The sequence below is a fragment of the Stackebrandtia soli genome (assembly GCF_965137155.1).
GTDB lineage: Bacteria > Actinomycetota > Actinomycetes > Mycobacteriales > Micromonosporaceae > Stackebrandtia > Stackebrandtia soli.
The window spans coordinates 24,924-38,647 of record NZ_CBCRZX010000041.1 but is presented as its reverse complement, the minus strand read 5'-3'; the positions used below and the strand labels follow the sequence as shown (position 1 = coordinate 38,647).

Sequence of the window (13,724 nt, the reverse complement as noted above, 5' to 3'; positions counted from 1 at the left end):
CGGCGACCTCGTCGCGGATGTGGATCCAGCGCGGGAGGTAGCCGAGGAACACGACCTTGCGGGTGAAGTCGGAGTAGTTGTTCGAGCGGGCGTGCCAGATGCGGCGGTCGAAGAAGATCGCGTCGCCCGGCTCCGCGCAGACCTCGATGGCGCCCTCGGGGTCGGGCCAGTCCATGTTGCGCTGCGGCGGCCCCTGGATCCAGTTGGTCAGGTGACTGCCGGGAACGACCTTGAGGTTGCCGCGGCCCGGTTCGGACACGTCCGACAGCCAGTACGCGAGCTTGACGGAGATGCGGGGGCGCGGGTCCGTCTCGAGTTCGCGGTTCTGGCGTCCGCCGTCCTGGTGCCACTCGAAGCGCGGCGGCTTCGGTTCGAGGATCGGTGGGTGCCGGTCGAGGTGAGAGTGATAGATGTGAATGTTCCAGCCGATCATCTCCCACACGTACGGGAGGGTCTTCGGGTGGTTGATGAGCCCGACCAGCTCGGGGCAGCTCGTGACGGCGCTCAGCTTGTGCATCGAACCGTCGACGCCGAGGTTGTCCGCGGCCTTCTCCTGCTCGTACACGCGCTCGATGCCGTCGGCGTAGAGCTGGACTTCCTCCGGCGTCAGGACGCCTTTGAGGATGATGAAACCGTCACGTTCGAATGCCGCTCGTTCTTCGGGCGTCATCCGCACGTCTTGCGTCGTCAAGGTGGTCACTGCGAGTGCCTTCCGAGGGGTGAAGAGGGGTGTCACTTGTAAGACGCCATGGAACATGGCTTGTGTTGCACGCTTGCCCGGCCGCTGTGTGGTGAATCCTGCCACGTCACGCACTGTCGCCGAGCGCGTCACCACAGCTGCTGAAGCCAGGTCATCGCGGTGGAGATGTACGAGACGTTGCTGAGAAAGCTCAGTCCGACGATAACCAGAAACGCGCCCGAGGCCAAATGGGACAGACGTGCCGTACGTCGCGTGCGATTCAGCAGTCGCACCAGCACCATCGTTCCCAGCAGCCGAGCCATCGTGAACACGGCCGCGCCGACGAGGAGAACGAAGATGAACATCAGGATGTGACCGAGGAAGGTGCCGCGCGCGTTGTCGAACGCCCACAGACCCCAGCCGACGAACGCGAACAGCGCGCCGACGACCGAGAACTCACTTCCGGACGACAAAATGGACAGTTTGCCGTCGGGGCCCGTCCACGGCCGCTTCGGTTCCGCCGGTTCGTCGCGCGCGACCGGGGTCGGTTCGGAGTCGGCGTCACGTTGTTTCGGAGCGGTCGGCACGGCCACTCCACGGCCGAAGCCGCCACCGGACACGGGCCGCGCGGCGGGTGAGACGGGGGCGGTCGCCGTGATGTTCATGGGCCGGGTGGCGCCACCGGCGGGCGCGTGCGAGACGAGCGTCGTCGGCTCCGACGACGGGATCGGGATCCTCGCGGTGCTCCGCGCCGGGGCTCCCCAGCCGACCCGCAGGTCGGGCACGCGGCTGGACGCGACGATCGTGAACAGTTCGTCGGTCCACCGGCGCAGTTCGCGCGTGTACGGGCGGGAGCTCGGGGTGTCGGCGAGCACCGTCAGCAGGTGGTCGCGCAGCCGCTTGTTCGACGTCAAGACGGGGTGGCTGTGCATCGCGGCCGTCGACGGGGCGTCAACGACGGTCGCCCCGCTGCGCGGTTTGGCGCCCGTGAGCATGAAGAACGCGATCGATCCGAAGCCGTGCACGTCGTAGGACGGTCCGACCCGGCCGTCGCGGGCTTCCGGCCCGGCCGCCTCGGGGGTGTACGAGATCGTCGTGATGTGCGTGGGCGCGAAGTACCGGGACCCGGTGAAGTCGATGACCTTCACCTCACCGGCGGGGGTGACGATGATGTTCGACGGCTTGATGTCCATGTGCAGCGCCGGGTGGGCGTCCGCGACCGGGTCGTGCATCGCCTGGAGCACGCCGATGACCGTGTCGAGGACACGACGGGCGTCGATCGTCGGCCGGTTCGGGTCGGAGAGGAGCTGGCGCAGGTCCTTGCCGGGCAGGTACTCGAGCACCTGGTACGGAACGGATTCACGCGGCGCCGGGGTGCCGGGCCGGTGCGGGGGCGGCCCGTAGAACGCGTCGATGCGGCGGCAGATTCCGGTGACGTTGCGCCCGCCGAGGTCCATCAGGACGGCGTCGCCCTTGTCCCAGGATCGGAACTGCGCGTCGAGGGAGCGATTCGAGGAGGGACGGAACACCTTCAGGGTCACCGGTGCGGAGGAGACTCCGGCGGAACGCCGAACCGCCTTGTACACGTCCGCCTGGCCGCCCTGCCCCAACGGTGCGATCAACCGGAAACTCTGCGAGGACTCCGGGAGCGGGTCCGCCGGCCCGCACACCAAGTCCAGGGACTCCGCCACGTTCTTCTCCCCTCGTCGTCTCTAGAGCCTTCCCCTCTGCGGGGCGAGCTCTACTGCCTTCCCACACTAGCCATGACGCGCTCGCACCCGCCATCCGTTGTCCCCCTGATCTGTGCCGGACGGATCGACGGAACCCGTAGGGGCCGGGCGACCCCGTATGGGCCGGGCGACCCCGGGGTCGGGGCCGCCCNGCGGTCGGCGGCCCCGTCGCCGGGTGGGACGAAGTCGTCTCTCATCCCACCCGGCAGCGGAAGCGGTGTCACGGATCGAGCCGGTCGGGGTCGAGGGCGCGGTACTGACCGCGCGCGAAGACCAGCGGTTCGGCGCCGGTCGCGCGGTGGCTGAGCACCTCCCCGAAGAAGACGACGTGGTCGCCCGCCGGAACACGGACCGGGGTGCGGCGGCAGACCAGCCACGCCGCGGCGCCGTCGACGAGCGGCACTCCGCCCGGTCCGAGTTGCCACTCGACGTCCTCGAAGCGGTCGACGCCCGAGGTGGCGAAGCGACGGGCGGTCGCGGATTGCCCCAGGGACAACACATTGACGGCGAAGTGGGTCGCCGTCTCGAACGCGCCCAGCAGCGACGATCGCCGTCCGAGGCACCAGAGGATCAACGGCGGTTCGAGCGAGACCGACGTGAACGAGTTCACGGTCAGGCCGACGGGGGTGCCGTCCTCAGCGGTGGTGGTGACGACCGTGACGCCGGTGGTGAACGCGCCGAGCGTGCGTCGGAGTCTGGCGGTTCGACTCGCACCCCCGACCCGCTGCTCCGCGGCGGACGGACGGAGCAGTGTCATGACACCGCCCCCACCGTCTCCCGGCAGTCGGCCAGGCGCTGGGTGATGTCCGGGTCGTCGGGGGCGCCCTTGGCGGCCTCCTCCAGATCGGTGAGGGCGTCGCCGTGTCGGCCGAGGTCCATCGCGACGACGGCGCGGTTGAAGCGCGCGACGACGCTGCCCGAGTCGAGCTCGATCGCGGCGTCCAGGTCCGCGATCGAGGCGTCGAGATCGCCGAGCGCGTAGTGCGTCTCGGCGCGGGCGGTCAACGCGGCGGTCAGTTCGACGTCGATCGTCAGCGCGGTCGTGTACGCGTCGATGGCCGCGCGGTCGTCACCCCGTTCGCGGGCGAGGTGCCCGGCGAGGACGTGCAGCTCCGCGTTGCCATCCACAAGTGATAGTCCATGTCGGACGTCATTCTCGGCGGAGTCGGACTCACCGCGTTCGAGCAACAGCTCCGCGCGGTTGACTCGGGCCACGACATTGCCCGGTTCGAGCACGATGACCTCGTTCAGGTCGTCCAACGCGCCGTCGACGTCGCCGATGGCGGCCCTGGTCACCGACCGGTTGAAGTACGCCTCCGGGAACGGCGGAGACAGGCGGATCGCCTCGTCGTAGTCCGCGAGCGCCTCGACTTCTCGGCCGAGGCGACGCAACAGGGCGGCCCTGTCGAAGTGGTATTCGGGGTAGTTCGGGTCGACGTCGATGACGGCGTCGTAGTCGGCGAGCGCCTCCTCGACCCGACCGAGTCCACCGAGGACCTGCGCGCGGTTGTACCTCAGGACGGAGCGGTGCAGGGCGTGCCGATCGGCGGCCAAGGCGTTGTCGAGTCGGCTGAGACCGTCCTCGACGAGGTCGAGCGCGGCCTGCGGATCGCCGAGGTGAAGTTCGATGAGGGCGAGACCGTTGCGGTAGAACGCGGAGTGGAACGCCCGGTCGGCCTCGTCGGGCAGCAGCGAGGCGATCGCGATCGCCTGGTTGATCCACGCCTTGGCCATCAGGTCGTCGCGGGTGTCGTCCTCGTGGTGTCGCGTGTAGAGCATCGCGGTGGCGTACGCGGCCTGTTGGTGGACCGACGGAGAGATGCTGGTGGCGCGCGCGTCGTTGTACAGGGCCTCCGACTCGGACGCTCGGGCGAGCGCGGCGAGCGACGTCGTCATCTTCGTCGTGAACGCCCACCACTGCTCCGAGTCGTCCACTGCGGACACATAGCGTCGACCGCGACGGCCGAGGTCGACCGTCGCCTCGTAGAAACCGACGTCGATGCAGTGGTCGAGGGCTTCGCGCAGGGCGGCGACTCCGGCACCCTTCGGGTCGGTGCCGTGTTCGCGGTGGAACGGGATCGCCCCGACCCGGTGCGTGAACTCGCCGTCCACGAGCAATGCCTCCGCGCGGGCGTCGTGCATGGCGGCGCGTTCGCCCGCGTCGACGGATTCGTAGGCGGCGAGGATCTCCGGGCCGTCGTCGAGGCAGTCATCGGCGACGAACCGGGGGACGTCGATGACGGGCGTCGATGAGGACGGAGGGTCGAGGCGGGTCGTGTGCTCGGCGAGCGCGTCGGGCAGCGGTTCCGGCGACTCCGTTTCGAAGTCGGCGACCGGTTCGAGGCCCGTGCACACGATGAGGCGCAGGCGTTCGGGGTCGAGACGTCGCAAGAGGACGGCGATGAGTTCCGCGTCGGTCTGGTCGGCGTGGTGGGCGTCGCGGATGACTATCGTGGACGGTGTCGTGTCGTCCGGCAGGTCGCGAAGGAACGCGGCGAGGCCGTGGGCGAGCCGCAGCGTCCGCAGCCGCGAGTAGAAGCGGGTGCGTTCCGACGGGACGGCCAGCGACGTGAGGGTCTCCTTCGTCGCGGGCACCGTCTCGCGCAGTTCCGGCGCGAGCGTCAGCAGCGTCACCTCGTGCAGCGCGACGAGTTCGGCGTGTTCGCGTTGCACCGCGGGGACGATGGCGCGGGCGAGTGTTCCACCGAAGGTGTAGGGGCCGCGCAGACGTCGGTGGGCGCTCCATACGGGATGGTCGGCGGTGATGCTCTGCGGGAGGTCGTCGCGGCGGTGCAGCGGAAGCCACAGGTGGGTGCGAGCGGTCATGGCCTATCCCTTCGGTTGGGGTGTGGGAGCGGTGGTGCGACGGGCACGGGAACGGTTGCGTAGACCGATGACGGCGGCGAGGACGAACTGACCGGACACGAGCACGGCGACGATGAGGCTGTCGACGATCAGCGCGGTCGGGGCGTTCTCGGCGATGCGGTCGACGACCTCCGCCGCGACGTAGACGATGCTGGGGACGACGACGTAGATCAGGCTGAAGATCATCGCCGCGTAGCCGATCAGCAGCAGCCACGAGTACCAGCGGGCCGCCCGACGGTCGATGTCGGACGCGTCGACCTCGGGTGGCGGAGTCAGGCCGATCAGTCGGGACGCGCGACGCCGCAACAGGTTCCGGGACGTCAGGTGGAGGTTCTGGCAGCCGAGGACGGTCACGACCAGGTAGTACAGGTCGGTGCGCAGGAAGAAGTAGCACTGCCACAGGACTCGCATGATGTTCGTGAACGCGATCGCGAGGCAGATCCCGGCGAGGACGCCCCCGGTGACGGCGGCGATCAGGGTGAGGGCGGCCGTCGCGACGACGTCGATCATGACACCGGCGAGGATCGGCAGGTATCGCTGCCGACGCGGCACGCTGACCAGTCCGTCCATCGAGGTCTCGAAGACGATGAAGTACATGCGACGGCTGATCCGCAGTTTGGACCGCAGGCCCAACCGCCAACCGGCGAGCGCGTGGAACCATTCGTGCAGCAGTAGGAACGGGAACTGGCCGAGGAAGAGCGTGAACATCACGGCGACGAGGGAGGACGTGTAGAACGCCTGCTCGTAGTGTGGGGCGAGTTCGGGCCGCGCGATCATGACGGCCATCCCCGCGGCCGTGATCAGTCCATAGCAGACGAACGCGACCGGCGACAGCAGCGCCTTGGCCAGCCACCGCCACCGCAGCGGCTCCTCCGCGGCGAACTCGTCGGCGTCCTCGTCGGCGAGGAACTCCAGTTCGGCGAGGGTGTCGAGGAAGTCGCGCATGTCGACGGTCTCGCCGTACCGTTCGGCGTACCAGGCCGCGGCGGCGGACGGCGAGTCGCCTTCGACGAGGCGACGGAGCAGGGCGGCTCCGTCGGCGGGCAGGTGCACGTAGGTGTCGTTGTCGGGGCGCCCGACGGTCACCTCGTCACCTTCGTCGAGGAAAGTCAACCGCCGCAGACGAACGGCGGCGTCCAGATTGATGTCTGCGGCATCGACGGACGTCATGGCGCGGCTCCTTCGTTAGCATGTTGCGATAGTGCGGGCTTCTTCGTCTCGACCGAACGGCCGAGTGGCGAAGCGCGCCTTTCGTGTGGCCGACGGCTCCTCGCGGTGCCGTGGGCCGACGCGAGTGGGAGGGACGGTCGACGCGTCGGGTCGAATCGTCTACATCGACCGTCCCCCATGGATCGGCCGAGCCGCATGGCTCGGCCGATCCACCACCGGTTACTTCAGGACCGGCGTGGAACCACCGCAGTCGCCGGCGTACAGCGGCTGCGCCGCCGACGTCAGGCGAACGGTCTCCGTCTTGCGAACCGAGATCTTCTTCATCGGATTACTCCTGCGGATCGGGCCGGGTCGCCGATTAGGCGACGACGACCGGCGGCATGTTGGCGTCGCAGCCGCCGGCGTACAGCGGCTGGGCCGCCGACGTCAAGCGAACGGTCTCCGTCTTGCGAACCGAGATCTTCTTCATCGGATTACTCCTATATGAACAGACGACTCGGACTAGGCGAGGACGCAGTTCGCGGCGTACAGCGGCTGCGCCGACGACGTGAGGCGAACGGTCTGCGTGGTGCGAACGGTGATCTTCTTCATGACATGCTCCTATGTGTACTTGATGGACCGGCTAGAGCCGGACTTGGCCGCACTCGCCGGCGTACAGCGGCTGCGCCGCCGACGTCAGACGAACGGTCTCCGTCTTGCGAACCGAGATCTTCTTCATCGGATCAGCCTTTCGAGAGCTACGGGATGGCGCCGAGGGCGTTACGCCAGAACCGGGGTGCTGCCGCCGATGCCGCCACCGCCACCGCAGTCACCGGCGTACAGCGGCTGGGCGGCCGACGTCAGACGCACGGTCTCGGTCTTGCGAACCATGATCTTCTTCATGTGAATCTCCTATTCGGATTGACCGCGGGCAGGCGGTCGGTTTCGGCCCGACCGGTAGGACGAGCCGAGAGCTGGGTGGCGCCACGTCGCACAACCACCTCGGTACGACGATCGGCCACCAGGGTGTCGTGAGTCGAGTCGGCCGATCCTCGATGATCCGAAGCAGATCCGCGGACCGACCGGTTCGATCAAGCGGGCAGCGTCTCGCCGCAGGAGCCGACGTACAACGGCTGGGCCGCCGAGGTCAGGCGAACCGTTTGGGTCTGACGAACGGTGATCTTCTTCATGGGACGATCCTTTCTCGACGAACGGACGCGGGAACCTACGCCAGAACCGGCACGGTGCCGCCGCAGTCGCCGGCGTACAGCGGCTGCGCCGCCGACGTCAGGCGAACGGTCTCCGTCTTACGAACCGAGATCTTCTTCATCGGACACTCCTTTCCCACTGGTCGTGCTGAAGCGGACTACGCGGGCAGCGTGCCGCCGCAGCCGCCCGAGTACAGCGGCTGCGCCGCCGACGTCAGGCGAACGGTCTCCGTCTTACGAACCGAGATCTTCTTCATCGGACACTCCTTCGAGTTGGGTGTGAGCCTCCGTTCCGGACGAACCGGTTCACTTCGGCGCCAACAGATTGCGCGGAGTGATCCTTGTTTCGTAACCTCCCGATCCTCGTTTCATCCTCAAAAGCGGCAGCGAAACAACCTGAAGAAACAACGGACTGAGGCCGAATACCCGACGCGGCAACGGATACCGAGCGGGTAGACAGAAAGCCATCGTCGTATGGCCCGAAGCGACGATGAGAGCTTGGCTCGTTATCCCTGGCCGTGCGCGGCGAACGCGACGGCGTCAGTCGGCACGGAGCGAAGCACCCGCATACCGGCGCTTGTATGTGGGCGGTTCGGCGAACTGCCGATGACGTCGCCGTGTCGCGGCTGTCCGCCGAGGAGCGAGAAGGCCTCGAGGGTGTATTGGTCCGTCTCGACAGATGTGAGAAGACAATGGAATACCGCCTGCTCGGTAACGTCGAAGCCGTCGCGAACGGAACGGTCAAGCTGCCCGGCGCCCGAGTTCGCACCCTGCTCGCGGTTTTACTGCTTGACCACGGCCAGACGGTCCCCATCGGACGTACGGTCGACGCCCTATGGGACACCCATCCCCCGCACACCGCCATCCGCCAGGTCCAACACTGCGTCTCACTGCTGAGGAAGACCCTGACCGCGGCCGGCGCCCGAACCCGCGTCTCGACGCACACGAGCGGATACCGACTCGACCTCGCCGACGACGACAGCATCGACGCCGTCGAGTTCGACCGGCTCGTGCAGCGCGCCCGCGACCGTGCCGCCCACCCCGGTGACGCCCTCGCGGCCTGGCAGGCGGCGCTCGCGCTGTGGCGTGGCCCCGCGCTCGCCGACGTCGTCAACACGCCGTTGGCGCCCCGGGCCGAGTTCTACAACCAGCAGCGCGTCGTCGCCACCGAGGAACACCTGGCATGCCTGGTGAACCTCGATCGGTACGCCGAGGCGATCGCGGGGTTGACCTCGCTGTGTCTCGCCGAGCCGCTGCGGGAACGCCCCGTCGAACTGCTCATTCAGGCACTGCGAGGTGTCGGTCGGCGGATCGAAGCGCTCGACCACTACCAACGCTTCAGCACCCGGTTGGCCGACGAACTCGGCATCGATCCGAGCGACCGACTCCAGAATCTGCACCGGGAACTGTTGCGCGGCACAATGCGCGCGCCCGTAACACCGTCCATATCAGATATAGCTCCGAGGACTCCGACGCCGACGCCCGCCGAACTGCCCGCCAACCTCGCCGGGTTCACCGGCCGGGCGGAGACGATGCGCCAGCTTCGCAAGTTCACGGACTCGCGCGGCGCCATCATGGTCATCACCGGGACCGGCGGCATCGGCAAGACCAGTGTCGCGGTGCGGCTCGGCCACGAACTGGCCGACCAGTTCACCGACGGCCGCCTCTACCTCGACCTGCGGACGCACTCCCCCTGTGAACCGATGACCCCGATGGCGGCGCTGGCTCGGGTGATGCGCAGCCTCGGCGCGACCCTCGGCCCCGGAGACACCGATGTGGACGAGCTCGCGGGTCGATACAGGACGCTCGTGCACGACAAGCGTCTGCTCATCGTCCTCGACGACGTCGCCGACTACACCCAGGTGTTGCCGCTGCTGCCGGGGGCGTCGGGAAGCCTCGTCATCGTCACGTCCCGCAACGACCTGCCCCGGCTCACGGGACGGGCCGACGCCGTGTCGGTGCCGCTCGGACCGCTCGATCGCGACGACGCCGTCGCGATGCTGCGCGGATTCCTCGACGACGGCCGGGCCGCCGACACCGTCAACCTGGACCTGTTGGCGCACCTGTGCACCGACCAGCCCATGGCGCTACGGCTGACCGGAGAACGGTTGCGCCGCCGACCCCGACTGAGACTCTCCGACGCGGTGACCACCATGGCCGGTTCGGGCATGCTCGACTGGCTGAGCCTGCCCGGCGACCCCGGCGTCCGCGGCGCTCTGGACGCCTCCTACCAGGCGCTCCCGTCGCGACTGCGAACGGTGTGGCGGCGACTCGCCGTCTCTCCGCTTCGCTGGCATGGCGCCGACACGACCGCCGCCGCCACCGGTCTGTCCATCGGAGACTCCCAGGGCGCGCTGGAGGCGTTGGAGGCCAAGCACCTGCTCGGCTACGTCGAGGACAAGGGGCATCGGCTCGACCGCCTCGCGCTCGCCTACGCCGTCGAACGATCCGCCATCGAGGATCCACCGTCGATCCGGGAGACCGTCGCGACGGCCCTGTTGACCCGCTACGTTGACCGCATCGACGCCGCGTATCAAATGCTCAGCCCCGAGTTCCCCCCGATCCGCACACGGGTCAACCCCGCGCTCCACTTCTCCGACAAGCCCTCGGCGATGACGTGGCTGCACCGCGAGTCGGACAACCTCGGCGCCTGCATCGAGTACGCCGCGATCCACGAGCCCACGCGTTGCTGGCCGCTCGTCATCGGCATGACGAACTGGTGGGTCGCTCGCGGCGACCGCGACCAGTGGCGGGACTACCTGGACCTGGCCCTCGACGCGGCCCGCGCCGTCGGCGACCGGCACGGCCAATGGCGGCTGCATCACGGACTCGGTCTCGCCCACCACCTGCGCGGCTGCTTCGCTCCCTCGCGCGCGCACCTGCGCAAGTCCGTGGCGCTCGCCGAACAGCTGGGCCACGCCGACGACAGCCTGTGGACACTGTCGATCCTGTCCGAACTCGAGATCGAGAACAGCCGCCACGTCGACGCCCGCAACACATTGGACCGCGCGATCGGTCTGCTGCCGAGCGACGGACGACGGCCCCGACTGGAGGCGACGCTGTATCGCAATCTGGGCAACCTCCTCCTACGCACCGGAGCGCCGGAGGAGGCCATCGCGCCGCTGCGCCGCGCCAACACGATCCTGTCGGGAATCGGCGCGGCCGTGTGCAGATCCTATGTAGAGATAGCATTGGGCGAGGTCGGCGAGGCCCTCGACGATCCGGTCGACGCGGGTCGGCACTACCGCCAGGCACTGCGGTTGCTGGACGACTTCCACGATCACGCGCTGCGGGCCCGCGCCCACGTCCGCATGGCGGCCCACACGATCAAACACGACACGGCCGAGGAGGCCGTCCCGCACCTCGCCTGGCTTCTGTCTCATCTGGACTCGGCTTCGGCGGCGACGGCAGCCGAGGCGCGACGCCTCATCGACGACTTTCCCGGGGGTGAACCGGCTCTGCTCGCGTGGCGTCCGAAGCGGACGTAGAGCACGAGAGGGCGTGGAATCGCTGAGATCGATCGTCACGAATAGTAAGCGACCCTTGTGTTGACAAACCGGACGGTAACCACCAGTATCGGGCATCGACGTGAGGCCCTGCCCTGTAAACGTTCTCCCACGCGTCGACGCGCAGTCCTCACAGCCGCCCACCAACCGGACATTAAGGATGTTGTGATGAAACGAATGTTGATGCGTGGATCTGTTGCCGCAGCCGCCGTCGTCGGAATCGTCGCCGCCGCGACCCCCGCCCACGCCGCCGACCCGGCGCTCGTCGACTGCTCCTTCGCCGGCGTGTACACCAGTTACGACGCCACCGGCGGAACGGGGCTGAAGGGCTACGCCAACCGCGACACCGAACTCACCGTCGAGGAGGGCAACGGCCACGCCTGGCTCGTCGAGGTCGAGACCGGGTTCCTCGCCGGCACGCAAGGCTGGATCGAGACCGACTGCGTCGTGTTCCTCGCCTAGGCGCTGTCTCGTCGCCCGGCAGTTCGGCTCCGGCGGGGTCGCGGTGTTCATGGACGAACCCCGTCAGCGGTTCGACGGCCACCGGCCGCGTTGTCGAAGTTCCCGCCGTCCTCCAGCACGCCGGAAGGCATGGCCGACACCGGTACGCGGGAACTTCTCCGCCTTCCCGGATGGCGCCCCAACCCGCGCCCCGCACGACCTGCCGTGACGAGACGACCTCCAGCGGTCGTCCGAGACCGATTCGGACACCGATGCCCCGCACCACGTGGTGCGGGGCATCGTCATGCCGACGCCAACCCGTCGACTGTCCTATCTAGACTGTTCAGCGGTCACGGAAGCGGCGGTACGACGCCGGTCCGCTCATAGTCCGCGAGCTGACCGATCCGTCGCGAGTGCCGGTTCTCCCCCGAGAACGACACCGCCACGAACTCGTCGACGATCGCCAGTGCGTCGGACTCCGAGTGCATGCGAGCGCCCAACCCGATCAGGTTGGCGTCGTTGTGCTCCCGGGCCAGGCGGGCCGTCTCCGGACTCCACGCCAGCGCCGCACGGGCACCGTCCACCTTGTTCGCGGCGATCTGCTCGCCGTTGCCGGAGCCGCCCATGACGACACCGAGACTGCCCGGGTCGGCGACGACGCGACGGGCCGTCTCCAGGCAGAACGCCGGATAGTCGTCGTCCGGGTCGAAGGTGTGCGGGCCGACGTCCACGACGTCGATGCCCCTGCCGGTCAGATGCGCGACCAGCGCGGCCTTCAGATCGAAACCGGCGTGATCACTGCCGAGATATACGCGCATGGGCGCCATCATCGCAAGTCGGCGAGGACGAGACCGGCGCGGGCCTTCGGCGTGAACCAGGTGCTTTTGCGCGGCAGTTTGAGGCGTTGCAGGTTCACCGAGATGAAGTCGACGACGGCGACGGGCGCGATCAGGATCGCGACGTCGGCGCGCCCGGCGTCCACCTGTTCCCGCAGCCACGACGGCGGGTAGTCACCGCCGACGTAGGTGATCCGTTTGTCCCCGGCGTCCATGCCCAGGATGTCGTTGAACAGGATCGTCTCCACTCGCGCGTGGTCGAGGCGCTCCACGATGTCGCCGGTGATCGCCGGTAGGTTCACGACGTAGGACAAGCCGTCCAGGTAGAGGGCGATCGCGCCCGCCTCCGGGGTGACGAAGTCGTCGGCTTTCGTGATCACCGCGCCGCGAAGTTCCAGCTCCGCGATCAGGTGTTCGCCGTCGATCGGCAGCTCGGCGACGAGCCGGTGGTACGGGTCGATGGTCAGCGACGACGGCGTCGTCACGACCGCGAGGAACCGCGGCAGCTCGCCGACCTGCGCGGCGAGCGAGCGATGGTTGCCGTCGGCGACGATCAGTTCGCCACCGCCCGCCAGGGCCAGCAGCTCGGCCTGCCGTTCACCGGTGACGGGCCAGATCTCATGGACCCGACCGGCATCGTCGACATCGGACACCGCGGGCTCGCCCTGGCACGCCTCCTTCAGGGCCGCGTGCAGACGGTCCGTCTCGGCGTTCTGGACCAACAGGACCGGGGACAGCAGGTGACTCAAGGTCCGGTTCAGGGCGGCACGCTGCTTCACCTTCGCGATGAACACGTCCTCGTTGCGGATGACGCGGCCCGGCTCGCTCGCGCTGGTCGAGATCTCCTGCGTGTCGATCATGCAGAACAGCCCGTACGCCTCGTGGTCCGCACCGCTGATGCGGTACGCGACGGCGACGTCGTCGACGGCAGTGAAACGGCCGGTCTCCTGGAGCGCGGCCAAACGCTCGGCCGCGCCGGGCAGGCTCGCGTCGAAGTCGAGCTCCGCCGCGATCGCCTCAGGCGTGCGATCGGGCATCTCGACGGCGAGGATCGAGGTTGGATTCGCTTCGATGATCCGGGTGATCTTCGACTCATCGGCGAATTCGTCATAGTTCTGGGCGCCTGTGCCGCCGGTCGACAGCCAGGCTCGGTGTATCGGGTGCGCTGCGGTCACCCGTCGAGCCTAGAACCTTGGCCCGGCGTCAAACCAAGGAGTGGGACGGGTCGTCGTGTCGCGGTGACGACGATCGCGATGCGCGGCGACACGCCGATGCGTGACGATGCGGGCTACCGAGCCGGGACCGCCTGT

10 protein-coding genes are annotated in these 13,724 nt (G+C 68.3%); 2 read left to right on the top strand and 8 right to left on the bottom strand.

The genetic code is table 11. The annotated features are described in order from the left end of the window. The 6 genes from ACM9NP_RS19170 to ACM9NP_RS19145 all read right to left on the bottom strand — a co-directional run. Positions 1 to 700 (bottom strand): phytanoyl-CoA dioxygenase family protein (locus tag ACM9NP_RS19170; RefSeq protein ID WP_415648121.1); only part of this gene is annotated, 700 nt, incomplete at its 3' end. 128 nt (positions 701 to 828) lie between these two features. Then, a complete protein-coding gene (locus tag ACM9NP_RS19165) occupies positions 829 to 2,370 on the bottom strand; it encodes a serine/threonine protein kinase (protein ID WP_415648120.1) in 1,542 nt (513 codons plus the stop codon). A 259-nt stretch (positions 2,371 to 2,629) separates the two neighbouring features. Next, positions 2,630 to 3,166: a flavin reductase family protein gene (locus tag ACM9NP_RS19160; protein WP_415648119.1), complete on the bottom strand. Its 537-nt coding sequence runs from the start codon at positions 3,164 to 3,166 to the stop codon at positions 2,630 to 2,632. Next, positions 3,163 to 5,235: a tetratricopeptide repeat protein gene (locus ACM9NP_RS19155; RefSeq protein ID WP_415648118.1), complete on the bottom strand. Its 2,073-nt coding sequence runs from the start codon at positions 5,233 to 5,235 to the stop codon at positions 3,163 to 3,165. Before ACM9NP_RS19155 ends, ACM9NP_RS19160 begins: the two co-directional genes overlap by 4 nt. Positions 5,236 to 5,238: 3 nt before the next feature. After that, the gene (locus ACM9NP_RS19150) at positions 5,239 to 6,444 is read right to left on the bottom strand and encodes a hypothetical protein (RefSeq protein WP_415648117.1); all 1,206 of its coding nucleotides are present in this window, start codon (positions 6,442 to 6,444) and stop codon (positions 5,239 to 5,241) included. Positions 6,445 to 7,203: 759 nt separating this feature from the next. Next, complete coding sequence (locus tag ACM9NP_RS19145) at positions 7,204 to 7,326, bottom strand: hypothetical protein (protein ID WP_415648116.1); 123 nt, start codon at positions 7,324 to 7,326, stop codon at positions 7,204 to 7,206. Positions 7,327 to 8,323: 997 nt separating this feature from the next. On the opposite strand from ACM9NP_RS19145, the gene ACM9NP_RS19140 reads away from it, so the two are divergent. Then, positions 8,324 to 11,119, top strand: coding sequence for an AfsR/SARP family transcriptional regulator (locus tag ACM9NP_RS19140; protein ID WP_415648115.1), 2,796 nt, complete (start codon positions 8,324 to 8,326; stop codon positions 11,117 to 11,119). A 186-nt stretch (positions 11,120 to 11,305) separates the two neighbouring features. Next, on the top strand, positions 11,306 to 11,599 hold the full coding sequence (locus ACM9NP_RS19135; RefSeq protein ID WP_415648114.1) for a hypothetical protein: 294 nt from the start codon (positions 11,306 to 11,308) through the stop codon (positions 11,597 to 11,599). A gap of 329 nt (positions 11,600 to 11,928) precedes the next feature. On the opposite strand, the gene ACM9NP_RS19130 is transcribed toward ACM9NP_RS19135, so the two are convergent. Together ACM9NP_RS19130 and ACM9NP_RS19125 are read right to left on the bottom strand one after the other, a co-directional pair. Continuing rightward, complete coding sequence (locus tag ACM9NP_RS19130; protein WP_415648113.1) at positions 11,929 to 12,396, bottom strand: ribose-5-phosphate isomerase; 468 nt, start codon at positions 12,394 to 12,396, stop codon at positions 11,929 to 11,931. Positions 12,397 to 12,404: 8 nt separating this feature from the next. After that, positions 12,405 to 13,589: a DUF1015 family protein gene (locus ACM9NP_RS19125; RefSeq protein WP_415648112.1), complete on the bottom strand. Its 1,185-nt coding sequence runs from the start codon at positions 13,587 to 13,589 to the stop codon at positions 12,405 to 12,407. Between the last annotated feature and the right edge of the window lie 135 nt (positions 13,590 to 13,724).